This window comes from Yersinia nurmii, assembly GCF_001112925.1.
GTDB classification, from domain to species: Bacteria; Pseudomonadota; Gammaproteobacteria; order Enterobacterales; family Enterobacteriaceae; genus Yersinia; species Yersinia nurmii.
The window spans coordinates 186322-211487 of sequence record NZ_CPYD01000003.1; the positions used below are offsets into that span (position 1 = coordinate 186322).

Here is a 25166-nt window from a genome sequence, read left to right on the forward strand (position 1 = left end):
CTTAATTTAATATCCTAGTACAAAGTTGGTTAATGTCAGGTGCGATGATACAATTGAAGCATAGCATTTCTTTTTACATTGACCTGTAGAACTTCAACCCAATTAGAAGCATAAAAATCTATGTTGAGAACATTCTCATTAGGTATTGATAAAATTTGGGATGAATTAGCCGTTGTGCAGGCTTCTGGTCTCTATTGGATCAATATAGACCGCGAAAATGACGCTAATCTATTCTGCCAACAGATAATTAGAAACCAGCCCAAAGATACCCGCTCGGCATTGATTTGCTCAGGCCAAAATCCCTCGAATTTACTGGGAAATATTGTCGGTTACGGGCCGGAAAAACTCCCTTTATTTACTCTGCCGGAAAAAAAGCCGCCGTTAAAAATCTCGCCAATGATTTGATGCGCTCATTAAGACCGCAGCGACGTTTTTTTATTTTATTGGCCCATGCCAGCTTATGGCAAACATTTACAACGGAAGAAATTCAGCGTTGGGTGCAGGAATTAAATGACTGGCTGGAAAAATACCAAGCCACATTAGTGATTCTGAGTCATGGCAGCGGCGTCAGTAAACTCAAAACGCAATTAGTTAACCAGCATCGAGCATTGCAAGGACTTGCCAACCTGCAATGGCAGCACGATCACGCCCAATATATGATTTCTTGGTGGAGTACCATCAGCGGCGTTACCGCAAACCAATTGGTAAAATTGCAGCCAAGCCCAGAAGGCTGGCAAATGGCGGAAGAGAAAGAACAGCAGTCATTGGCGCAATCTCGTAACGACGAATATATCTATTTGGCTGAAGCCAGCGTGCTGGAAGGCGCTCCGCCGCTCTCTACCAACTGGCAACTATTTGAAAATAATCTTTTATTGTCTGAGAAAGCCTTTAATGCTCACGCCGCAACGCTGATTTTTTCGCTTCACCAAAGCGATCAAATAGATGAGCTGGCACACCAGATACACAGCCTGCGCCGCCACCGTGGCAATGCGTTAAAAATAGTGGTGCGGGAAATGGATTCCAGCCTGCGTTATAGCGATGAACGTCTGTTACTCGCCTGCGGCGTCAATCTCATTGTGCCACATGTCGCGCCACTATCCCGCTTTCTGACCATGATCGAAGGTATTCAGGGCCAGCGTTTTTCTCGTCATGTACCTGAAGATATTAATAATTTACTGGCTTCTCTACGCCCATTGCAGCTAAAGGGCTATCTACCACCTGAGCAATTCTGCCAGTCGGTGCTAGCCTTGATGAATAACACCTTACTGCCAGAAGACGGCAAAGGCGTGCTCGTAGCATTACGTCCGGTTCCAGGTTTATCGGCGCGTCAGGCGCTAACTCTGTGCCACATGCGTCGCTTTGGCGACATCGTCACGTTGGCTGGCGATCGGTTGGTCGTATTCTTATCCACGTGCAGAATCAATGATCTGGATACCGCCCTGAACTTTATTTTCCACCTTCCGGTGAATGAAACTTTCAGTAATCAGCTGGTGTGGTATCAGGATCAGGAAGTCATTTCTGAAATCAATAAGATGAACAATCCAGACTATTTACAAAGCGTCGGAGAAAATAAAATCCATAAACTGAACAAAACTCAGCAGAAATTAGCACCGTCAGCGCGCAGAACCCCCGTAGCCTTGACGCTGAATCTGGGTAGCCGCAAGGAGAACGTTTAATGAATCTCAGCGATATTTTTCAGGTTATCTTACTGGCAGCCATCGTCTTTTTCCCACTGGGTTATTTTGCTCGCGGTCGCCTGCCCGCATGGTGGGCAAAGAAACAACACCTTTTTCTCTCAGCACGCTATCTGAAATCAGAAGGGATCTGGTTGCGTGACGGCTCTTCCTCACATATTAAGAAATAACCATGAACCTGAAAAAAAATGCGCAAGAATCGCAGGCGCCATGGCGTTATTGGCGTGGCCTGGGCGGCTGGAACTACTATTTTCTGCTGAAATTGGCCCTACTCTGGTTTGGCTACCTTAACTTTCATCCATTAGCCAACTTGGTATTCGTCGCTTATCTGGTTTTCCCTATTCCTTCTGAACGGCTACATCGTTTGCGTCATTGGATCGGTATTCCTATCGGTCTGGGGCTTTTCTACTACGATACTTGGCTGCCGGGCATCAATAGTGTTCTCAGCCATGGCTCGCAGGTTGCCGGGTTTAGTTTGCGTTATTTCATCGAGTTAGTTGAACGCTTCATCAACTGGCGCATGGTCGGCGCAGCCTTCGTGATGCTGGTTGGCTATCTGTTCATTTCCCAGTGGATTCGCGTCACCGTATTTATCGTAGCGGCAATGATCTGGCTAAACGTGCTGACCATCGCTGGCCCTGCGTTTTCGCTGCTGCCGAGTACCACAACAGCCGCTGAGACCACGGCGTCCACGAGTAATACCAATGCGTCGGGTGCCACGACCAGCGCGCAGCCCGCAGCTAATGCGCCGCCAACCAGCGCAAACCTGACGGCGTACTTAAACAGTTTCTACGAACAGGAAAAAGGTCGCGTCACTCAATTCCCGACCACACTGCCAGCAGACGCTCAACCGTTTGATTTACTAGTGATTAATATCTGTTCTCTCTCTTGGTCAGATATAGAGGCCATTCAGCTAGAAAAACATCCGCTGTGGAGCAAGTTCGATTTAGTGTTCCAGAACTTCAACTCGGCCACCGCCTATAGCGGCCCAGCATCCATTCGCTTGTTGCGCGCCAGTTGCGGTCAGGAATCCCATCACGACCTGTATCAACCAGCCGAGCAGCAGTGCTATCTATTTGATAATTTAGCTAAATTGGGTTTCAGTTCTCAATTGGTTATGGATCACTCCGGCGTATTCGGCAACTATCTGCAAAATCTGAGAGAAGATGCCAATATGCGCGCGCCGCTGATGTCTCAAAAGGGTATCAGCAACCAGTTGATTTCCTTCGATAATGAGCCGGTTTACAACGCTTTAGAACTAATGAACCGCTGGCTGGAGCAGCAAAAGAACGAGGCAGGAAATGCGCGTAGCGCTACTTTCGTCAATATTGTGCCGCTACACGATGGCAACCGTTTTACTGGAACAAGTAAAACCGCCGATTACAAAACCAGAGCACAAACCTTGTTCGATCAGCTAGATAGCTTCCTGAATGAGTTAGAAAAATCTGGCCGTAAGGTCATGGTCGTTATGGTTCCTGAGCACGGTGCAGCGCTGACCGGAGATAAAATGCAGATGTCCGGTCTGCGTGATATCCCAAGCCCGAGCATTACCCACATTCCGGTTGGCGTGAAGCTGATCGGTATGGCAGCGCCACAGCCCGCTAGCCCGCTGGAAATCAAAGCGCCAAGCAGCTATCTGGCCATTTCAGAGCTGGTTTCTCGCATCGTAGACGGCAAAATATTTACCGCGCCGAGTGTAGATTGGCAAACGCTGGTTAAAGGATTACCAGAAACCGCCATCGTTTCAGAGAATGATAATGCGGTTGTTATGCAATATCAGGGTAAAAGCTATATTCGTCTGAACGGCGGGGATTGGGTGCCATACCCGCAATAAATCTGATGCGGTATACAAACTAAAAGGGGCGTAATAATACGTCCCTTTTTTATTTCGTCGGGACGAAAAATCTATATTCCCTGATTAGCATTACGCTATCAAAGATGAATTTACTGATTTATTTAATCAATACCAGACTATTGAAGTGAATAACTATCTCAATCAAGTGAATATGCCAGAAGTGAATAGATTTATACCTTCAACTCCCCCCGATGTTTATTTACGACAGACAATAAAAATCATTCGCTTATAGAATTATTCATCTTATATCGATTCTTTATTTGTTTTTGTTATAAAAAAAACGCCGGTAGTAACATCACCGGCGTTGTTATTAACTTCCGCAGTCCATATTAACCGGCCGCTTCGGCTTCATCCTGATCGACAGCAAAACATGCCACCATTTGATCGCCATACTGTTTAAGCTGCGGCTGTAATTGGCTACAGGTGCCAAAGGCCCGACGGCAGCGAGCATTAAACGCACAGCCCGGAGGCGGATTCATCGGACTGGGTAGCTCGCCAGTTAGCTTGATTCGTTCCCGGCGCATATCCGGATTCAATCGTGGCGTAGCCGATAGCAGCGCCTGTGTATAAGGATGACGCGGATTATTAAAGATGGCCTCTTTGCTGCCTTTTTCCACGCAGCGACCGAGATACATCACCATCACTTCGTCCGCAATATGTTCAACCACCGACAGATCATGGGAGATAAAGACATAAGACAGCCCCATTTCCTGCTGTAAATCCATCATCAGGTTCAATACCTGCGCCCGCACCGACACATCCAGAGCAGAAACCGGCTCATCGGCGATAACCACATCCGGATTCAACATCAACCCTCTGGCAATCGCAATACGCTGACGCTGCCCACCGGAAAACATATGAGGATAACGATCGTAATGCTCAGTTTTCAGGCCAACTTTCGCCATCATTGCCAACGTTTTCTCACGGCGCTCCTGACGGCTTAACGTCGTGTTGATTTGCAAAGGCTCTTCGAGAATCTGCCCCACTTTTTTACGCGGATTAAGCGATCCATAAGGGTTTTGGAAAACGATCTGAATCTTTTGGCGACGCAGTTTCTCTGCGCTTTCATCCGGCTTCAGCAAATCCTGCCCTTGGTAATACAGTTCACCGCCGGTGGGTATTTCGATCATGGTCAGCAAGCGGCCCAGCGTTGATTTACCACAGCCAGACTCACCAACTACCGCCAGCGTTTTGCCACGTTCCAAAGTGAAAGAGACACCGTCTAGCGCTTTTACCAAGCGTTCCGGAGCAAAAAAGCCTTTCTTCACCGGATAGTATTTTTTCAGGTCCATCGCCTGCAAGAGCGGCTTGGTCACTTGGAATTCTGGCTTCATTTCAGTTTCATTGTGGTTCATAGGGTTGGCCTCCCCGCATCATCCAACGGTGTATGGCATTTAACCTGACGTCCCGGCGGGCCGAGCAGTTCGGGTTCTTCGCTGCGACAACGTTCGTTGGCATATGGGCAACGAGGATTAAGCAAACAGCCGTCGGGACGATCATATTTACCCGGCACCACGCCCGGCAGTGATGCTAATCGTGCTTTATCCTGTGCGAATTCCGGCAGCGCACGTAGCAGTGCCTGAGTGTAAGGATGGCGCGGCGCACGGAAGATTTCCGAGGCTTTACCGGTTTCCACTACCTGCCCGGCATACATCACAATAATATGGTGCGCCGCCTCGGCTACCAGCGCCAGATCGTGAGTGATCAGCAACAGAGCCATATTTTCCTGCTGCTGCAACTCCAGCAATAGTTCGATGATCTGCGCCTGAATCGTCACATCCAGCGCGGTAGTCGGCTCATCGGCAATCAACAGTTTAGGACGACAGGCAATTGCCATAGCGATCATCACGCGCTGGCTCATCCCGCCGGAAAGCTGATGAGGATAAACATCCAGACGTGAAGCCGGATCGGGAATACCCACCAACGTTAGCAAATCTACCGCTCGCTGATGACGAGTACGACGATTGCCGCCCTGATGCACCTTCAGCGCTTCCATAATTTGGTAGCCCACGGTGTAACACGGATTCAGGCTGGTCATTGGGTCTTGGAAAATCATCGCCACTTCTGAGCCAACCAGTTGGCGGCGTTCGTTTTCCGAAATTTTCGTCAGATCGCGACCGTTAAATTCCAGTTTGTCGGCCATGACTTTACCGGGGTAATCAATCAATCCCATAATCGCCAGAGAACTAACCGATTTACCGGAGCCAGACTCACCGACAATACCCACAACCTGACCTTGCTCAATGCTATAGCTGATACGGTCTACGGCTTTAAACGGCGCTTTTTCATCACCAAAATGCACCGACAATTTATCTACTTTTAAAAGTGCCATCTCTCTCTACCTCTACTGCTTGAGTTTGGGGTCGAGAGCATCACGCAGGCCGTCCCCCATCAGGTTAAATGCCAGAACCGTCAGCAGAATTGCCACGCCGGGGAAGGTCACCACCCACCAGGCACTCTGCGCGAACTGCAACACATCGGAGAGCATGGTGCCCCACTCCGGCGTTGGTGGTTGCGCGCCCATGCCCAGAAAGCCGAGTGCTGCCATATCCAGAATGGCATTAGAGAAACCGAGAGAGGCTTGTACGATCAAAGGTGCCAGGCAATTTGGCAAGATATTGATAAACATCTGACGCAATGCGCCAGCACCGGCAACGCGAGAGGCGGTCACATAGTCGCGGTTGACCTCCACCAGCACTGCCGCGCGAGTCAAACGCACATAGTGCGGCAATGCCACAAAAGTCAGCGCCAGAGAAGCATTCACGATTGACGGCCCAAATACCGCAACCAACACCAAAGCCAGCAACAGGCTCGGCAGTGCCAGCATGATATCGACGAGACGCATGATAATAGCGTCAACTACGCCGCCAAAATAGCCCGCTAACAAACCTAAAATCACGCCCATCACCAGCGATAGCGTAACAACCAGGCAGCCAACCAACAGGGATAAACGCGCGCCATACATCAGGCGAGATAGCACATCACGCCCTACGTCATCGGTGCCAAGAATGAATTTCCAGCTGCCACCGTCCTGCCACACCGGCGGTTTCAGCAAGGCATCGCGAAACTGTTCTGCCGGCAGATGCGGAGCCAGCCAGCCAGCGCCAATCGCGACCACCAGCATGATAATAATATAGAACAGGCCAGCAACGGCCCCTTTGTTGCGCTTGAAATAGTGCCAAAACTCCTGCATCGGGGTCATTGGCTTCGGCGCACTTTTTACTGCTGACTCGGTAAGTTGAGACATTCTGCGCCCCTTATTTCTTATGGCGAATACGCGGGTTAACCACGCCGTAGAGCACGTCTACCAGCAGGTTAACAACAATAATCATGATCGCGACCAGCAATACACCGCCCTGCACCACCGGATAATCGCGGCGTTGCAACGCATCCATCAGCCAACGCCCCAGCCCCGGCCAGGAGAAAATGGTTTCGGTCAGAATCGCTCCAGCCAGCATGGTGCCAACCTGTAAGCCAATTACGGTGACAACCGGCAGCAAAGCGTTACGCAGGGCATGTACCACAATCACACGCATCCGGCTCAATCCCTTGGCACGCGCGGTACGAATGTAATCTTCCCCCAGCACTTCCAGCATGGATGAGCGGGTCATTCGAACGATAACCGCCAACGGAATAGTGCCCAGCACGATGGCAGGTAGGATCATATGCATCACAGCGTCTTTGAAATCGCCTTCTTCACCCCAAATCAGGGTATCTATCAGCATAAAACCGGTGAGAGGATGACTGTCGTCGAGGAAAATAGTATCGCTGACTCGCCCGGATACCGGCGTCAGATTGAGCTGCACCGAAACCAGCATAATCAGCATGATGCCCCACCAAAAAATCGGCATCGAGTAACCCGTTAGAGAAATCCCCACGGCGGTATGATCGAATATTGAACCCCGTTTGACTGCGGCCAAAACGCCAACCGGAATCCCGACGCTGATGGCAAATAGCATCGCGCACAACCCCAGTTCCAGCGTGGCTTTAAAGCGTGGCACGAATTCTTCCCATACGGAAATACGGCTTTTAAGGGAAATCCCCAAATCACCGTGCAACACGCCGTTAACGTAATGGAAGTATTGTTGATAGAGAGGCTTGTCCAGCCCCATTTCTGCCATGATTTGCGCATGACGTTCTGCGGATATACCGCGCTCCCCAGCCATGATGGTCACCGGATCGCCGGGGATCATATGGACAAAAGCAAAGGTCAGCAATGTGATGCCGATAAACGTTGGGATCACTAATCCCAAACGTCGGAGTATGAACTGAAACATATCCCGAGCTCTCTGTGTAAAGTGCCCAACAGCTCATAGGCCGTCAGGCTTATTAAAAACCCGGCCCCGGAGCCATCCGCACAGGCTCTGCTCTCAGGGATGGGTTTAAGGCTCACATCTGAAACGATGTCTTAACTATCTGGAATGCCAGACAAACGAGGGCACCGTAGCGCCCTCATTCATAAACCGCATTGACAGGTTATTTATCGATATCCACTTGCTGGAAGTAGTGGCCACCCAGTGGATCGACGATATAGTTTTTCACTTCTTTACGCACAGGTTCGTACACGGTGGAGTGAGCCACAATCAGCGCCGGAGCCTGATCGTGCATAATCACCTGAGCCTGTTTGTAAAGTTCGGCACGTTTAGCCTGATCGGATTCGGCGCGCGCAGGCTGGATCACGTCTTCAAACGGCTTGTAACACCATTTGGAGTAGTTTGAACCTTGCTTGGCCGCATCACAGCTAAACAGCGTAGCGAAGAAGTTATCCGGATCCCCATTGTCCCCAGTCCAGCCCATCATCACGGTCTGATGTTCACCTTCTTTGGCGCGCTTCAGATACTCGCCCCACTCGTAGGTAACGATTTTGGCTTTCACGCCAACTTTCGCCCAGTCAGACTGGATCATCTCGGCCATACGACGAGCATTCGGGTTATACGGACGCTGTACCGGCATCGCCCACAGATCGATAGAGAAACCGTCTGGCAGACCCGCTTCTTTCAGCAACTCTTTCGCTTTTGCTGGGTCATAGGCGTAATCTTTGATTTCATCGTTGTAGCCCCACATTGTTGGTGGGATCAGGTTTTTAGCCGGTTGACCAGCCCCCTGATAAACGGCTTTGATGATCGCGTCCTTGTTCACGGCCATAGTCAGCGCCTGACGAACCTTGACGTTATCCAGCGGTTTTTTCTCTACGTTAAAGGACAGGTAACCCACGTTCAGGCCAGCCTGCTCCATCAGATTGATTGATTTGTCTTCTTTCATGCGGGCAATGTCAGCCGGATTCGGGTACGGCATGACCTGGCATTCGTTTTTCTGCATTTTGGCGTAACGCACAGAGGCATCTGGCGTAATAGAGAAGACTAAACGATCGATTTTTGGTTTAGTGCCCCAATAACCGTCGAAGGCTTTATACAAAATGCGTGAGTCTTTTTGATACTGCTGTAGCTGGAACGGACCAGTGCCAATTGGGTTCAGATCGACTTTCTCCGGCGTACCGGCTTTCATCATGTTATCCGCGTATTCAGCAGACAGGATCGAAGCGAAGTCCATTCCCAGATCGGCCAGGAAAGGCGATTCCGGACGAGTCAGCACGAAGCGAACGGTATGATCGTCCACTTTCTCAATATTGCTGATTAACTCCCCCATCCCCATCCCCTGGAAGTACTCATAGCTGCCGCCAGAGACTTTATGGTAAGGATGGTTAGCGTCTTTCTGACGCATAAAGGTGTAGATCACATCATCTGCGTTGAAAGTGCGGGTAGGTTTGAAATCTTTGCTGTCCTGCCACTTCACGTCTTTACGCAGATGGAAAGTGTAAGTTTTGCCGTCTTCGCTGACTTCCCATTTCTCAGCCAGCGCCGGCTGAATTTCGGTTGTACCAATCTTGAACTCAACTAAACGGTTATAGATGGCACGAGAGCTGGCATCGTAAGTGGTGCCAGAGGTGAACAACTGCGGGTTAAAGCCTTCCGGCGAGCCTTCTGAGCAATACACCAGTGTTTTTGCCTGAATACCGGCAGAAACAGCCAGCGCAACCAGCCCAATACCGAATTTTACTATCCCTGCTTTTCCCAAGGAAATCGTCATCGCTTGTGCTCCATTGTGGTGATGTGTGTTGTGTGTACAGCCAGACCCTATAATTTTTTAGTCCGCGGTCTGTGCTGTTTTGGCCTGATGGCCGCAGGAATGGTGGAATGAGATGCCGAATAGAAACCTATTCAGGCGGTCGGTTTGAAGAGGTTAAAACCTCAAAACTTCTCTCGCTAACTACCCCTGAGGGTACCAATTTGGCAACAGTTAACAGCAACGTCAATATGGCTGATGGGGTTTTATACAGAGTATGAGAAACAGCGAGCAAACATAAAAAAAACTTTTCGTTAACATAATTAGCATTAAAAATTATGCTACTACTAATTAGTCAGTGTTATCCACTGGGTAGAATTCATACACCAGTGGTAACATCCAGAGATAATCAGAAAAACTTTGTTGCTAAATGATGAAAATCTGCCCAATTATTTTTGTGATCTCACAGCAAAGCAGGATGAAATGCTGCCTCATACCCATAAATAGGTAATATTCAAACTCACTTCATACAAGGTTAATTCATCTTTACCGGCTGGCTCGTGAAATGAATAAGATCCGTTCCATCAAAATGAGATTTGAGATCGTAGGGCGTCTAGCCTTCGCGCACCAATGTAAAGCACCAAAATAGTGCGTCAGGGTGGACCGCTGTAATCACCACGCATTGGCCGCATAAAAATATGTCTTTGCACCGCCATAAATCACTCCGCGCTTCAGGAGAATGAAAATAGCCTTCCCTCAAGGTCTAAACGTTTTCTTCATCCCTAAACCACCTTGGATCAGACCCGAATTGTGAGTATCCCAGCTTGCGCTACGCATAAAACCGATAGACCAGCTCTGATTTAACGCTTCAGGCGCAGCCAGCTGTGGTGGATGACGCACCTGTAGATGCAAACAGTCAATCCGGTGTAAGCGCTTGTGGTTCCAAACGTGCCCCTGCTGACGAAGCACCTGAAAAAGCTTTTTAAAGCCGTCGCGGGAATAGCACCCGGCATTCCAGACTCAGGGCAACAAACATCTGCTTCAGACGACGGTTTTTGTCCCTAAGATCTTTCATCTTTTTGATATCAGAGGCTTCCCAATGGGTCGGGCTTTTCGTAGGTGATCTCCTTAAAAGACATATTCAGTATGTCGGGAGAGCTTTAAAAGTGAATGGTTTGTTTTGCAGGGATACTTACAATCGCACGGGAACAGACGGAAAATTTATCGTAGAAAGAAGGCTGGAGTCTTGGAGTCTTGGAGTCTTGGAGTCTTGGAGTCTTGGAGTCTTGGAGTCTTGGAGTCTTGGAGTCTTGATAATATTGAGGGCTATAAACGAAAAAACCCCGGCTAAAAAGCCAGGGTTCTTAAATGTGGTCGGCGAGAGAGGATTCGAACCTCCGACCCACTGGTCCCAAACCAGTTGCGCTACCAAGCTGCGCTACTCGCCGAATCGGGGCGCATCTTACTGCTACGCTCCTGGGGCGTCAATCACTTTTTAACAACCCTGCGCCAAGTGTTGATAAAACCACCGTCGCTGACTAAAAAGTGACTTACCCCCCCTTTCTACCTCTTTGATCAGGCGTTGGCTTCAACCTGACGCGGTGACTGTGCACGTAGGAATGGCAACAGGAACAACGCGGACATACAGGCGGCAATAGAGATAACCATGAAGAAGCCGTTCCAGTGCCACACTTCCATGATGCGTGCAATTGGATAGCCAGACAATGCGGCTCCCAGATAGGCAAACAGGCCAACAAACCCGGTAGCCGCACCAGCAGCGTCTTTATGGGAGCATTCTGCCGCCGCCATACCGATTAGCATCTGTGGCCCGAAAATGAAGAAGCCAATCGCGAAGAAGCAGCCGGCCTGAAGCACATAGCTGATGCCCGGCATAATCCACAGGGACGCCACGGACAGGAAGATACCGATAGAAAAAATCAGGTTCATTGGACCACGGTTACCACGGAACCATTTATCAGAACCCCAACCAGCGACCAGAGAACCGATAAAACCGCCGACTTCAAACAATGAAATCGCCGAGTTTGCGGTCATCAGGGAGTAGCCTTTTTCCTGCGTCAGATACAAGTTGCCCCAGTCATTAATCGCGGTACGCACGATGTAAACCAGCACATAAGATACCGCCAGCAACCAGATGTATTTGTTCGTCAATACATAGCGTTTCACGATTTCTTTGTTGGTCAAACCCAGACCTTCAGATTCCTGTACCAGTTCCATGGCGTCATTACGCCATTTACCGACGCTCGGCAGCCCCATGGTGCTTGGCTTATCACGTAGACGCCAGCACATCAGCAAACCAATCACTACACCAATAATACCGGGAATGATCATGCCGTAACGCCAGCTGAAATGCAGAGAAATACCGCCCACCAGTAGTGGGATTAAAGCACCACCAAAGTTATGGGAGGTATTCCAGATTGCCCACCAGCCGCCGCGCTCAGAGCGGGAGTACCAGCTAGTCAGAATTTTGGAACACGGCGGCCAGCCCCAGCCTTGGAAGAAGGCGTTTAAAATCCATAGCGCACCAAATACCAACAGGGAAGAACTCATACCAAATAGGATATTAATTATCCCCGTCATAATCAGACCGATACCCATAAAGTAGCGCGGGTTGGAGCGGTCACTGATCATGCCGGAAATAAATTTGGAGCAGCCGTAGGTAATATAAAACAGCGTGCCTAAAATGCCGACGTCAGACATGGTCAGGCCTAAATCGCTGAGCATTGCTGGCATGATGAAGTTGAAACTTTTGCGAGTGAAGTAAAAGGCGGCATAGCCAATGTACATCGTCCACATCAACTGAATACGCCAATATTTGTAGGTCGCATCAATTTCTTTTTGATCCGTTACCGGCGGCACGTTATCGCGGCTTTTAAAGAAAGACCACATGTTGAACCTCAGACATTAATAAAAGTGTGGTCATCATGACGCGCGCGCGTAGGAAAGAAACGGGGTACTTTCCCACCGGCACCGAGAGTATTTCCTAGTTTTGCTTAGTTAGCAAAGGAACTGTGGGCAGGATCACACTCAAACAGGTGCCGTTATCCACCTGTAATTTGAAGTGCCCGCCTAGCGCGCTAACCCGCTCCTGCATCCCACGTAAACCGTAGCCAGGCGTGAACTTCTCCAGATCGACCCCTTTTCCGTTATCGCGAATAGTCAGATGTACCTGCTGCTTAACCTGTCGAGCATCAACCTCAATACGACTAGCTTCGCCGTGGCGATAAGCGTTCGTCACGCCTTCCTGACAGATGCGATACAAGGTGATTTTCAGGGTTTCATCCAATTGCCCATCGCTCAGTTGCCATTGCAATACGCCAACCACAGATTCATCCTGCGGAATAAGCTCGCGCATCAGCGCCGCCACCGCCGCAGAAAGCGGCAAATTATTCAGCGCCGCTGGCCACAGCTGCTTCAGAACGTCATGAACTCCGTCATAAACCCGTAATGCCAGAGTCTCAATCACGTCAGAACAACTCACTACCGGTGCCTGATCTGTCAAACGCCGGATGATCGTCGCCTGAGTGCGTATGACAGTAATACTTTGTCCCACTTCATCGTGCAACTCTCGCGCGACTTCGCGCCGGGTTCTTTCTTCGGCAATCACTAAGTCTCTGGCTAACCGGCGATTTTCGCTCAGACGCGCAGAAAGTTGCTGATTCAGTTCCCGCTGACGTTGAATACCCGCCCCCAACAATAAGCCAGTCAGACTTTGCGCCAACAGAGAAAGCAATAAATCCCGATGAGAATCAAGCTGGGCGGGTTCATTAACCATCAGCGCGACACCGTTTAGCAAGGTCGCCACTAACGCCCCCTGCCAGCCATAGCGATAAGACATAAAGACAATAGGGATAGCCAGACAAAATGGTGCAAAGCGCCTTAATTCCGCTTCGCTAACCTGATGTTGCAGCCAGATACTCAGGGCAAACAGCAGCAAATACCAAACCAGATGGCGCAAACGCAGGTTAATTGGCTTGTGAATCAGCCCCGGCTCCAGTGGCAGCCAGATTTGGCGCGCCAGATAGTGCCACAGCAACAGACAGGTGGGCGCGATGGTAAATCCTCCCGCCAGTCCTAAAAGTAGCGCCATCGCACCCTGCCCGGTGGAAAGCTGCCATATCAACGCCTGAATCAACGCGGCAATGGCAACCACCGAACCTTGCATCAACGGCCACTGCCACTCGCTATCGCTCTGCTGGTGACGCAATAACCAAGGAGAGGCAAACACCGCCAGCAACGTGGTAAACAGCAATACGGGTAAGGCAGTCCACAGTAATATCAGACTATCGAATTGATCTGCCAGCAACCATAGCAGTAAAGTGTCGGCCAATAAGATTCCCGGCCAGTAACCGCGCGGACTTTGCAGTAAAATGCCTAAACGCAGCCCGAAGGGGAAGAGCAATAATGCCTGTAACGGCTGTTCGACCAGCAGCGTCCCTATGCTCCACAGACAAAATGCAGCGGCAAAATAGATAAAAAACAACGCTAATAGCGTAATCAGGCGCTGCATCATAAATTCAAAACTCGCTTCGCCAATTCAACGTTATTACTGACGCCTAATTTGGCGAACAGATTCGCCCGATGCACATGTACGGTTTTAGGGGATAAACCCAACGATTCGGCAATTTCCCTCACTTCCATCCCCTGAGCCAGTAAAATAGCCACCTCTCGTTCACGGCGTGTCAGCGGATCGACCGCTACTTGCACCAACCGCTGGGCAATTTCCGGCATTAGATAAACGCCACCGCCGCCCACGGTGCGAACCGCCGTAATCAGGTCATCCGGTTTGCAGCGCTTGGACAAAAAGCCCTTGGCACCGCGTTCTAGCGCCATTTCAACCAGCGCCGGACTGTCGTGCATCGACAGCATGATCACGCCGATACCGGAGGGAATGTCATTCAACAAATCCAAACCGCTTTGATCGGGCATGGAAATATCACAAATACAAATATGTGGATTCAACCCCGGCAAACCGGCGCGCGCCTGCTCTGCCGAACTGAATTCCCCAACCACCTGGATATCGTCCTCCATGGATAACAGCTGCACAAAGCCCGATCGCACAATGTCATGATCGTCAATAAACGCCACGCGATAAGTCATGGAGGTCTCCAGTTATTGGGGGGAAATATGGCGAGGAGTATACAACAAGCGATGCTCAACTGCGGAAGGAAACAGGATTAACGCCGGATAGCAGAACTAGCCGGCGTGGATGATTAATTAGCGTGGCGAACTTTCTTCTCGGGTGCCTGACACCAGTTATTTTTCTGCGCAATCCCCCCGTCTGGCGAGGTATAACCCAGACAACCCAATATGGAATCAAACAGCTCTTCATGACGATGTTGGGTTCCCAGGCGTTGTTGGGCCTGTAAATTCTCAAACGCATGTTGGTGCTGCGGTTCCGCGAGGAATTTATCGGAAGCCCACACCATCAGAGGAACGCGGAATTGCTCTACTGGGGCCATTTCACGAGGAGTACCGTGGAAATGAGCGTTGGCGGCAATGGATTCCCCATGATCGGCGGCGTAAAATACCAACGCTTTCTTATCTCGCACCTGATCGATAACGTTAGCAATAAAGGTATCCGTATATAACACGCTATTATCAAAGGCATTGACCAATTGCTGACGAGTACAGGAATCGTCTACGCCCATACATTCCGGCGTGTAGCGGGCGTAACTGCGGGGATAACGTTGCGAATATAAATAATGAGAACCTTTGGTATGTAATACCACCAGATGTTTTCCATCCGGATAGCGGCCCAGAGACTCTTTCAGCTCATCCACTAACAACATGTCATCCACCGGTTTGCCGTCGTTGCGTTTCTCAGAGGCAATGATTTCGCGGAATGAGTAATTATCCGCATTGGCATTGTTGTAGAACCACACTTCGCTTTGCATCGCGAACAGTTCGGAGCTGAAGCCTAGTGATTTCAGCACGGAGAAAATATTCTGCTCCTTCAAAGTACGCTGCGGATTGTTTGCCGCTCCGCCTTCCCGAACGAACATGCAGCGCAGAGAAAGTTTTGTCGAGGTATCGCAAGACGTCCCTTTGAAAGCCACCAGATTCTTCTCTTTACTCAGGCGCGGCGTGGTATCACGCGGATAGCCCAAAATTCCCATATGATCCCAGCGGGTCGTTTCGCCAATAATAAAGACGACATAAGTTTGATCGATATCTGCGGGGGCAACATAGGTAAATTCTTTGGTGGGATCGAGTAAGGTCGCTGCATCGTGGCTTTCGTCATATTGGGTGTAAGCATATAAACCCAAGGCTGCCAGCCAGTTAGACGGTAAGTAAGAGTGAGCTACCACGCCACCATAACTCGGTAAATCTACCGTTTTTAGCTGTTCATCCAGTTTTTGTGCCTTATCCAAATAGCGTAAAGGCAACCACACCAAAGCCACCACGGCGACCAGTAATAACAATGGCTTAATACGCTGGCCCGGCGTGCGACACTGCTCTAGCAACGTTAATCGCAAAGAGTTCTTCCAAATCAGCAGCAGCGGTAAAGCACTGACCAACACCATCCATAGCACGAAATGCAGACCAATGACCTCTTTCGAGAGGTCGATATCTGTCGTCATCACCGAAACCACGATGCCGTAGCCAATCACTACGTTGAAGAACGTCATGTAATAGCTGGCAGCAACGGAAATCAGTACTAATAGGCTGGCAGTAATGCGGTAAAACAAACGGCCACCCAGCGAAATCAGGCGCATCACAAAGAAGGTAAACAGAATAATGGCCACCACCTCAGTGACGGCGGAAAGCACCTTTATGCCTTGAATACCTTGGGAAAATGAGTCGAATCTACGGTAAAAGACCGAAATATTCAGGAAAATACCAATATAGATCGCCAACAACAAAGAAATGTTTTGCTGCGATAAAGACTTAACTCTGTCCATAAAAAATGGGATCCCGGGAGCAAACTATTTACAACTTGAATGTCTCAGACAGTAATCATCACTGCTGGTTCAGTTTACAGGTGATAAGCACGCTATTGATTTCACCAGCAATAAATATCTTATGGATTATCACGCGAGCAGACATGCGTCGGAACAAAGTTATAGCGAGAAAATCAGGAAAAACAGAGGAATGGCGAGAAAAAGGGTACATAAAAGAGGGAAATAGATAAATCACCCATAAAGGACATTCCGCCCTTTATGGGTGTATAAAATACAGACGATTCTATTACTTCAGGTTCAGCGTCACGTCGATATTGCCGCGAGTCGCGTTAGAGTAAGGGCAGACAATGTGGGCTTTTTCCACCAACGCTTCCGCTACGCTGCGCTCAACGCCCGGCAGGCTAATATCCAACTGGACTTCAATGCCGAAACCAGTAGGAATAGCGCCGATACCGACGGTTCCTTCGATTTGTGCATCATCAGGAATTTTCACTTTATCCTGAGCGGCGACAAACTTCAGCGCGCCAAGGAAGCAAGCAGAATAACCAGCAGCAAACAGTTGCTCTGGGTTGGTGACTTCACCGCCAGCGCCACCCATTTCCTTTGGCACACCCAGCTTAACATCCAGTACGCCGTCAGAAGAGGTCGCACGGCCATCACGACCACCGGTAGCTTTAGCTTTTGCACGATAAACAACTTTCTCAATAGACATAATATTTTCCTTTTTAGGTACTTATTGGCCTTGTTTATGTTTCAAGAAATAACATTTAAATACGTTACGATTAAATCGCACACTACTTAAATGGTTTTACAATAATAAGTGTAGAACAGATTGGAGCCATGCCATTGTGGCTCTCATCTATGGAAATCAGACTTCCTGTAACAACTTCGCTCGCAATGACTCGAGCTGTTGTTTTATATCTACTAACTTTTCAAGATCACAGTCTGTGGCGCACATCACCGCTTCTGGAATACCCTGAGCCTGTTCGCGCAACGCACGGCCTTGCTCGGTCAAACGGATGATCACCTGCCGCTCATCATTGGATGCGCGGGTGCGGATCAGCAGCCCGGCGTTTTCCATGCGTTTTAACAATGGCGTAAGAGTCGCAGAATCCAAAAACAGCCGTTGTCCAATATCCGATACCGTCACTTCATCCCTTTCCCACAGCACCAACATCACCAAGTATTGCGGATAGGTCAGACCCAGCTTCCCCAGCAGCTTACGATAAACTTTATGCAACGCCAGATTGGCGGAATACAGAGCAAAGCACATTTGCTGGTCAAGCAGTAACGGGTTCTTCAACGTCAGGCGTCCAATTCAAAAATTATGCCTTCAATATATATAGTGCACGATGTAATCGCAAGCAATTTTAGCTCAAATAAAAAGCCCCCAGGAAATGGAGGCTTTCTGCGCTTACCTTACTTAGTCACTTAGTCACTTAGTCGGTGCGTCTATTTTGGCATCGATGCGTTCCAGCATATACGGATAGAACGGATTAGAAGAAATACGCATCAGAGAGTCTAATCCCACCACCAACACCGCTCGCTCCCCGCGCGCTGCAAAGGTGCCCAAGCTGATACCGTACTGATCCCGAGGTTCCGGATAGCGGCCATACAGCGAATCGCTCATTGGGAAAGGCAAAGCCACGTGAGACAGCGAGAAAATGTCCGGCGGATAAATCAATCCGGTCGGTACTGACGTTTCCTTAGTTTCACCGGCCAGAGTGGTTATCGCCAAAGTGTCGTTACTTTCCGGTGACACATTGGTAATGACCGTGGTGTTGTAGTTACGCGGCGGCGGCGGCAGCAAACGAGCCAACGCGGTGTAAGACGATGTGCGTAATAACGGGCCAAAGCTAGCGGCACGGTTTAAATCAAACAGCACCACTTCGCTGCCATTTTTTGGCAGGTGATTGTACAACGCGGTAACCACTGCGCGGGTACTCACGGTGGAATCCATCAGCGACTGGAAGGTGAGAATCGGCGGCAGGTTTTCTAGTTTGTTATCTCGTGCATCGCGGGAAATCTGCTGCTGCAGCGCCGCCGTCAACAGGTAGGATTGTCGAGCCGCATTAACCGGGAACGAATTGTATTTAAATGGATTAAACTCCGGCACTATGCCCAACCAGGACGCTTTAGCAAACGCAGGGAAAATAGCTGGCCAGCCAGCGATACCGGCAAAGCGGGCAAAACTGGTGACGCCAATCATCGGCGAAATCAGGATCACTCGTTCAGGTTTCGCTAACTGCGGATCGTCCAGAGAATCCAGCGCATACTTCATCGCCAGCGCACCGCCGTTGGAAAAGCCTACAACATGCAGCGGCAAATCTTTTCCGCTCAATATCTTGGCTTCACGAACCGCCAAACGGGTAGCGGCCATCCAATCCTGCCAATCCACATCCGTCAGCGCCGCAGGTACAGAACCATGAGCCGGCAAACGAATACCGATAGCCACGTAGCCGCGTTGACGATAATTTTCGGCAATATGACGCAGGCTGTATGGCGTATCGGTTAAACCATGTAATAAAACCACCGCCCCTTTCGGCGTGCCTTCCGGCTTCAATATATAAGAACGGTTCCAGTCATTGGCAAAATGCGGGGAATAAATAGGGCTGCCGGAATAGTAACGGTTTAACGGCACCTCAACTCTGGGTTCCAGTTTATCCGTCACATTAGCTTTAACTTCGGCAAAAACATTGTCTTCTGCTTTAAGATAATCCGCCCAGTTGGCTTTATCTATTTCTGCCGCGCGCATTTCATGGGGAACAAAGGTATGCCAAAGCTCAAGTTTAGGGCCTCTTTGCGTATCGTAAATTCGCACGGCCAACAGGGTAACGGCAATCACCACCACTACCAGTACAATTCGTTTAATCCACCGCGTAATAGCTCTGGTAGGCATGCGCCGTTACTCCCGACCTGTATTAGGAATCAATATAACTTTGAGTTTATCACCATTCGGTAATCCCAGTATCTTAACCGGATTCCATTCGGCTAGAACAGAAGTTAACGTTGAATAAATAAGCGATTGATTGAGCAGCTAAAACAACCTGCACTATTTTCCACTAAGGTAAATAAAGACCCTAGTTAAAATTGAATCTCCCAATTCACGATATGGATAAAACATATGAATAGCTCTCAAACTGAGCCAACGACTCAATCAGGTAGCGGTTCGCGTCGTGATTATCTTCGTTTCCACCGCACTCACGAGCATCTGTCCGGCCCCTTTGGCAACGGCTGGTTTGCGCTAAAAGCTGAGGCTTTCGCCCGATTTTTTGGCACTCCGCTATTTCTGGGAGCACAAACGCTGATTGTTGTTCTGTGGATCGGTGCCAATGTTCTGGGTTTCACCAAATTTGATATCTATCCCTTTATCTTGCTGAATCTCGCGTTCAGCTTACAGGCAGCCTACGCTGCGCCGCTTATCCTGTTGGCTCAAACTCGTCAGGCCGAACGTGATAAAGCCAATGCCGAAGCTGACGCACAGCACCGGGAAGCGCTGGCTATCGCCAATGAAGAACGACAGAAAATGGCCGCGACCATGGCCGAACAAATGCTGGAATTATTGCGCCAAAATACCGAGTTGACGAAGTTAACTCATCAGCTGGCAGCGAAAATTAATGCGTCAACAATGGGGAAATCAAAAGAGAGTTAGAACGAAAGTGAAGTCGTGAAGTCGTGAAGTAAAACAGGCTGCACTAGGCAGCCCGTTCATTCATTTTCTCACGGTCGTTTAAGACTCGCTACGCTCCGTCAGATCAACCGGTGTTGCCGACGCTTTTCGCGCCCAAATCCACCATGCCAGCGTCATTAATATGATCCAGCCTAATCCTACATACATCGCAATCCGAGTATCCGGGAAATAGCCCAACACCATAATAATAAAGCCCATAAACAGAATGGCCAGCATTGGCGCTACCGGCCAGAATGGTACCGGGAATGCCAAGCGAGAGGCACTTTCCTTACTCATGGAGCGGCGCATAGCTACTTGCGAAATCAGAATCATCAGCCATACCCACACGGTAGCAAAAGTGGCGATAGAGGCAATAATCAGAAATACATTCTTCGGAATCAGATAGTTGAGAACCACACCGCATAACAAAGCCACCGACATCACTAAAATCGTCATCCAGGGCACACCGTTACGCGTCAGGCGGCTAAAGCATTTAGGCGCCAATCCTTCCTGAGACAGACCAAACATCATACGCCCCGCGCCATAAATATCGCTGTTGATCGCGGATATTGCAGCAGTAATCACCACCAAATTAAGGATGTTCGCTGCAGAACTGATACCCAGACTGCTGAAAATCTCAACAAAAGGACTCCCATTCTGACCAATGCTATTCCACGGATAAATCGCCATCAGCACCAATAACGTCAGAACGTAAAACAGTAAAATGCGCACCGGTACCGTGTTGATGGCCTTCGGGAGCACTTTTTCAGGATTCTTCGCTTCGCTGGCGGTTACCCCAATAATCTCAATACCACCAAAGGCAAACATCACAACGGCAAATGAAGCTATCACTCCACTGATGCCATTCGGCATAAAACCCTGATGCGACCATAAATTACTGAGCCCAGTGCTTTCATGTCCAGCACCAAAACCAAACATCATAATGCCCAAACCTGCGGCGATCATGGCGATAATTGCGGTGACTTTAAGCAATGATAGCCAAAACTCCATTTCACCAAACACTTTAACGCTGCACAAATTCAGCGCGCCGATAAAGAAGATAATGCTGAGCACCCATACCCACTGCGGCGCATCTGGGAACCATAACCCCATATAGATGCCAAACGCGGTAACGTCGGCCAGCGCCACGATGACCATCTCGAAAGTATAGGTCCAGCCGGTCAGAAAGCCGGCTAACGGCCCGATATAGCGACCGGCATAATGCCCAAAAGAGCCCGCCACCGGATCGTGTACCGCCATTTCACCCAACGCTCGCATCACCATGAAAACGGCTGCGCCACCAATTAAGTAGGCCAGCAACACCGCTGGACCAGCCAGACGAATCGCCTCTGCCGAACCATAAAACAACCCGGTGCCAATGGCCGAACCTAACGCCATAAAGCGAATATGCCGCGCGCTAAGCCCGCGTTTGAGCGTGGATGAATCATTTTTCATGGTGCATTCTCGCAATGTTTAGCCCTTTCAGGCAGGAGTTCAGAGAGGGTGATACCAATATTTAGCATCACCCATAAAATCTGTTTTTATTATTTTATGAAAGGCTTGGAAGCAATCCGGCAGGCATCAACGCATTTAAATGACGCTGAGACAGCAGTTGACTGGCGGCTTCAATATCAGGAGCGAAGAAGCGATCTTTATCATAATAGGCCACCTGTTCTCGGAGCAGATGGCGCGCAGACTCCAGCGTATCAGACGTTTTTAGACCGTTGCGTAGATCCAATCCCTGACAGGCCGCCAACCACTCAACCGCCAGAATCCCGCGCACGTTTTCGGCCATTTCCCACAGGCGTTTACCGGCTCTCGGTGCCATCGAAACGTGGTCTTCCTGATTCGCAGAGGTCGGGATGCTATCCACACTGGATGGGAAAGCCAGCCCTTTATTCTCACTGGTCAACGCCGCGGCGGTCACCTGTGCAATCATAAAGCCGGAGTTAACACCGCCGTTATCCACCAAGAACGGCGGTAACTGGGACATATGTTTATCCATCATTAACGAGATACGACGCTCGGACAAAGAACCTATCTCGGCGAGCGCCAGCGCCAAATTATCTGCCGCCATCGCCACCGGTTCCGCATGGAAGTTACCGCCAGACAGCACGTCGCCCTGCTCGGCAAAGACCAATGGATTATCAGACACTGCGTTCGATTCAATCGCTAGGACTTCGGCAGCCTGGCGCATTTGGGTCAAGCACGCGCCCATAACCTGCGGCTGACAGCGCAGAGAATACGGGTCCTGCACTTTTTCACAGTTTTTATGGGAATCAGAAACCGGGCTCTTTGCGCCGAGCAAGTGACGGTAAGCATGGGCGGCGTCAATTTGGCCTCTCTGGCCACGCACCTCATGAATACGAGCATCGAACGGACTACGCGAGCCCAACGCCGCTTCAACCGTCAGACCGCCACATACCGTCGCAGCTGCATACAAATCTTCCGTTTCAAACAAGCCACGCAGCGCATATGCGGTAGAAACCTGAGTCCCATTGAGCAGCGCCAGCCCTTCTTTCGCTGCCAGCGTCAGCGGTGTCAGTCCGGCTTTTGCCAGCGCATCGGTGGCTGACAACCACTCACCCTGATGACGAGCCTTACCTTCACCCAACAGCAGCAAACTCATATGCGCCAGAGGTGCCAAATCGCCGGAAGCGCCGACGGAACCTTTTAATGGAATATGGGGATAAACCTCGGCATTAATCATCGCAATAAGCGCCTGAATCACTTCCAGACGAATACCGGAAAAACCACGAGCCAGACTGTTTACTTTCAAAACCATAATCAGACGCACGATAGCGTCATCATTGGCTTCACCGACGCCAGCCGCGTGAGAAAGTACGATTGAGCGCTGTAAGTTTTCCAAATCTTCCGTCGCAATACGGGTTGAAGCTAGCAATCCAAAACCGGTGTTAATACCGTAGGCGGTGCGTTTCTCGGCCAAAATTGCCTGCACGCAATCCACACTTTTCTGAATTGGCCCATAGGCTCCATCATCCAGAGTGATATGTACCGGCTGCTGGTAAATATGGCGCAGATCGGCCAGCGTCAGCTGGCCCGGACGCAGTGTCAGAGTTTTCATACTTTTTTCCCTTGAGTGGCGGCAACCATCGGCAAGTTAAGCCCTTGTTGTTGTGCGCAATTGATCGCAATCTCATATCCCGCATCGGCATGACGCATCACGCCGGTGGCCGGATCGTTATGGAGAACTCTGGCAATACGTTCTGCGGCCTCATCGCTGCCGTCGCATACGACGACCATACCGGAATGTTGTGAGAAGCCCATGCCAACGCCGCCGCCGTGATGCAGAGAAACCCAGGTCGCGCCGCTGGCGGTGTTGAGTAATGCGTTAAGTAACGGCCAGTCAGAAACTGCATCGGAACCGTCCTGCATCGCTTCGGTTTCCCGGTTCGGACTGGCGACCGAGCCGGAATCCAAATGGTCGCGGCCAATAACGATAGGGGCAGACAGTTCGCCACTGCGAACCATCTCATTGAAAGCCAATCCTAATTTTGCCCGCTGACCTAAACCGACCCAGCAGATACGCGCCGGCAATCCTTGAAAACTAATACGTTCTCGCGCCATATCCAGCCAACGATGTAAATGCTCATCATCTGGAATCAGCTCTTTTACTTTGGCATCAGTTTTATAAATATCGTCCGCCTCACCAGAGAGTGCAGCCCAGCGGAATGGTCCAATACCTCGACAGAATAATGGACGAATATAAGCAGGAACAAAGCCTGGGAAATCAAAAGCGTTACTGACACCCATGTCTTTAGCCATTTGGCGTATATTGTTGCCGTAATCGAAAGTCGGAATGCCCATTTTTTGGAAAGCCAGCATGGCTTCAACGTGCTCAGCCATAGAGGTTTTAGCCGCATTGACGACCAAAGTCGGTTCGCTTTGCGCACGCTGACGGTACTCTTCCCAGCGCCAACCTTTCGGTAAATAGCCATTAAGAGGGTCATGGGCGCTAGTTTGGTCAGTCACCATATCCGGGCGAACGCCACGGCGTACCAATTCCGGCAAGATTTCAGCGGCGTTACCGCACAGAGCAATAGAAACGGCTTCGCCAGCGGCGGTATATTTTTTGATTCGCGCTAACGCATCATCTAAATCCGTCGCTTGCTCATCCACATAGCGAGTTTTTAAACGAAAATCGATACGGCTTTGCTGGCACTCAATATTCAACGAGCAAGCGCCCGCCAACGTGGCCGCCAGTGGCTGCGCACCGCCCATCCCGCCTAAACCGGCGGTGAGAACCCAGCGCCCTTTCAGGCTACCGTTAAAATGCTGACGACCTGCTTCCACGAATGTCTCATAGGTGCCCTGTACGATGCCCTGACTACCGATGTAAATCCAGCTGCCGGCGGTCATCTGACCGTACATTGCCAGCCCTTTCGCATCCAGTTCGTTAAAGTGCTCCCAATTGGCCCAATGTGGCACCAGATTGGAATTGGCGATCAACACTCGTGGCGCGTTGCTGTGAGTTTTAAACACGCCAACGGGTTTTCCGGACTGAATCAACAGCGTTTCGTCATCATTAAGCTGTTTCAGACTTTCAACAATTTTGTCGTAACATTCCCAGTTACGAGCCGCTCGGCCAATTCCGCCATAAACTACTAATTCCTTTGGATTCTCAGCCACCTCAGGATCAAGGTTGTTCATTAGCATGCGTAGTGGCGCTTCGGTAAACCAGCTTTTGGCATTCAGTTGCGTACCACGCGGGGCGCGAATTTCACTATCACGAAATCTGTTTTCAGCAGTCACGGCAATTTCCTTCAACAGTGTTTCTGAGTGCCAATAGGCACTGCTCGCTTTGGATGTTTATTAACATATACTCGTATAGACAAGTACAAGCAAGCGAAGGAATAACAACTGACTTTTGAAGGTGAATGACGATATAAAATTATAAAAACCATTTATAATCAATTATTTAATTTTATATCCACATTGGT

Annotated in this window: 18 protein-coding genes, 1 tRNA gene and 2 pseudogenes; 4 read left to right on the forward strand and 17 right to left on the reverse strand. The window is 49.7% G+C overall.

Annotated elements, in window-relative coordinates; genetic code table 11:
• Positions 1-120 precede the first annotated feature (120 nt).
• The 3 genes and pseudogenes from bcsE (at position 121) to bcsG (ending at position 3528) form a co-directional block, all read left to right on the forward strand.
• Positions 121-1676: pseudogene (gene bcsE / locus AD970_RS05600) on the forward strand (cellulose biosynthesis protein BcsE).
• Positions 1676-1864 (forward strand): cellulose biosynthesis protein BcsF, encoded by a 189-nt coding sequence (bcsF, locus tag AD970_RS05605; RefSeq protein ID WP_049597336.1) that lies wholly within the window; start codon positions 1676-1678, stop codon positions 1862-1864. Before bcsE ends, bcsF begins: the two are co-directional and overlap by 1 nt.
• 2 nt (positions 1865-1866) lie before the next feature.
• Entirely contained in the window at positions 1867-3528 is a 1662-nt protein-coding gene (gene bcsG, locus AD970_RS05610) for a cellulose biosynthesis protein BcsG (RefSeq protein WP_049597337.1), read from the forward strand.
• Between the two features lie 350 nt (positions 3529-3878).
• Here the strand turns inward: bcsG and dppF are convergent, their stop codons facing one another.
• The 14 genes and pseudogenes from dppF to AD970_RS05675 form a co-directional block, all read right to left on the reverse strand.
• On the reverse strand, positions 3879-4883 hold the full coding sequence (gene dppF, locus AD970_RS05615; protein ID WP_049597465.1) for a dipeptide ABC transporter ATP-binding subunit DppF: 1005 nt from the start codon (positions 4881-4883) through the stop codon (positions 3879-3881).
• A 17-nt stretch (positions 4884-4900) separates the two neighbouring features.
• Positions 4901-5881 (reverse strand): dipeptide ABC transporter ATP-binding protein, encoded by a 981-nt coding sequence (gene dppD, locus AD970_RS05620; protein ID WP_049597338.1) that lies wholly within the window; start codon positions 5879-5881, stop codon positions 4901-4903.
• Between the two features lie 12 nt (positions 5882-5893).
• Complete coding sequence (gene dppC / locus AD970_RS05625; RefSeq protein ID WP_049597339.1) at positions 5894-6796, reverse strand: dipeptide ABC transporter permease DppC; 903 nt, start codon at positions 6794-6796, stop codon at positions 5894-5896.
• Between the two features lie 10 nt (positions 6797-6806).
• Positions 6807-7826 carry a dipeptide ABC transporter permease DppB gene (dppB, locus tag AD970_RS05630; protein ID WP_049597340.1) on the reverse strand — a complete coding sequence of 340 codons (1020 nt, stop codon included), beginning with the start codon at positions 7824-7826 and terminating at the stop codon, positions 6807-6809.
• Positions 7827-8025: 199 nt separating this feature from the next.
• On the reverse strand, positions 8026-9636 hold the full coding sequence (dppA, locus tag AD970_RS05635) for a dipeptide ABC transporter periplasmic-binding protein DppA (protein ID WP_049597341.1): 1611 nt from the start codon (positions 9634-9636) through the stop codon (positions 8026-8028).
• An 801-nt stretch (positions 9637-10437) separates the two neighbouring features.
• Positions 10438-10708, reverse strand: a pseudogene (locus tag AD970_RS19535) (hypothetical protein); the annotation flags it as partial.
• Positions 10709-10983: 275 nt separating this feature from the next.
• Positions 10984-11060: transfer RNA gene (locus AD970_RS05640), tRNA-Pro, on the reverse strand.
• Between the two features lie 127 nt (positions 11061-11187).
• Positions 11188-12519: an MFS transporter gene (uhpC, locus tag AD970_RS05645; RefSeq protein WP_049597342.1), complete on the reverse strand. Its 1332-nt coding sequence runs from the start codon at positions 12517-12519 to the stop codon at positions 11188-11190.
• Between the two features lie 94 nt (positions 12520-12613).
• The gene (uhpB, locus tag AD970_RS05650) at positions 12614-14143 is read right to left on the reverse strand and encodes a signal transduction histidine-protein kinase/phosphatase UhpB (protein WP_049597343.1); all 1530 of its coding nucleotides are present in this window, start codon (positions 14141-14143) and stop codon (positions 12614-12616) included.
• Positions 14140-14730, reverse strand: a complete 591-nt coding sequence (gene uhpA, locus AD970_RS05655) for a transcriptional regulator UhpA (RefSeq protein ID WP_049597344.1) — start codon at positions 14728-14730, stop codon at positions 14140-14142. The genes uhpB and uhpA overlap by 4 nt, the downstream gene beginning before the upstream one ends.
• 113 nt (positions 14731-14843) lie before the next feature.
• Positions 14844-16535, reverse strand: coding sequence for a kdo(2)-lipid A phosphoethanolamine 7''-transferase (gene eptB, locus AD970_RS05660; RefSeq protein WP_049597345.1), 1692 nt, complete (start codon positions 16533-16535; stop codon positions 14844-14846).
• Positions 16536-16821: 286 nt separating this feature from the next.
• Complete coding sequence (locus tag AD970_RS05665) at positions 16822-17247, reverse strand: organic hydroperoxide resistance protein (RefSeq protein ID WP_049597346.1); 426 nt, start codon at positions 17245-17247, stop codon at positions 16822-16824.
• 156 nt (positions 17248-17403) lie between these two features.
• Positions 17404-17808, reverse strand: a complete 405-nt coding sequence (locus tag AD970_RS05670; protein WP_049597347.1) for a MarR family winged helix-turn-helix transcriptional regulator — start codon at positions 17806-17808, stop codon at positions 17404-17406.
• 162 nt (positions 17809-17970) lie between these two features.
• On the reverse strand, positions 17971-19434 hold the full coding sequence (locus tag AD970_RS05675; RefSeq protein WP_049597348.1) for an alpha/beta hydrolase: 1464 nt from the start codon (positions 19432-19434) through the stop codon (positions 17971-17973).
• A gap of 225 nt (positions 19435-19659) precedes the next feature.
• Here AD970_RS05675 and AD970_RS05680 point away from each other — a divergent pair, with 225 nt between their 5' ends.
• The gene (locus tag AD970_RS05680) at positions 19660-20187 is read left to right on the forward strand and encodes a DUF1003 domain-containing protein (protein ID WP_049597349.1); all 528 of its coding nucleotides are present in this window, start codon (positions 19660-19662) and stop codon (positions 20185-20187) included.
• Between the two features lie 78 nt (positions 20188-20265).
• On the opposite strand, the gene AD970_RS05685 is transcribed toward AD970_RS05680, so the two are convergent.
• The 3 genes from AD970_RS05685 to hutU form a co-directional block, all read right to left on the reverse strand.
• Positions 20266-21660, reverse strand: a complete 1395-nt coding sequence (locus AD970_RS05685; protein ID WP_049597350.1) for an amino acid permease — start codon at positions 21658-21660, stop codon at positions 20266-20268.
• Between the two features lie 94 nt (positions 21661-21754).
• Positions 21755-23290 (reverse strand): histidine ammonia-lyase, encoded by a 1536-nt coding sequence (gene hutH, locus AD970_RS05690; protein WP_049597351.1) that lies wholly within the window; start codon positions 23288-23290, stop codon positions 21755-21757.
• A complete protein-coding gene (gene hutU, locus AD970_RS05695) occupies positions 23287-24978 on the reverse strand; it encodes a urocanate hydratase (protein ID WP_049597352.1) in 1692 nt (563 codons plus the stop codon). Before hutU ends, hutH begins: the two co-directional genes overlap by 4 nt.
• Positions 24979-25166 lie beyond the last annotated feature (188 nt).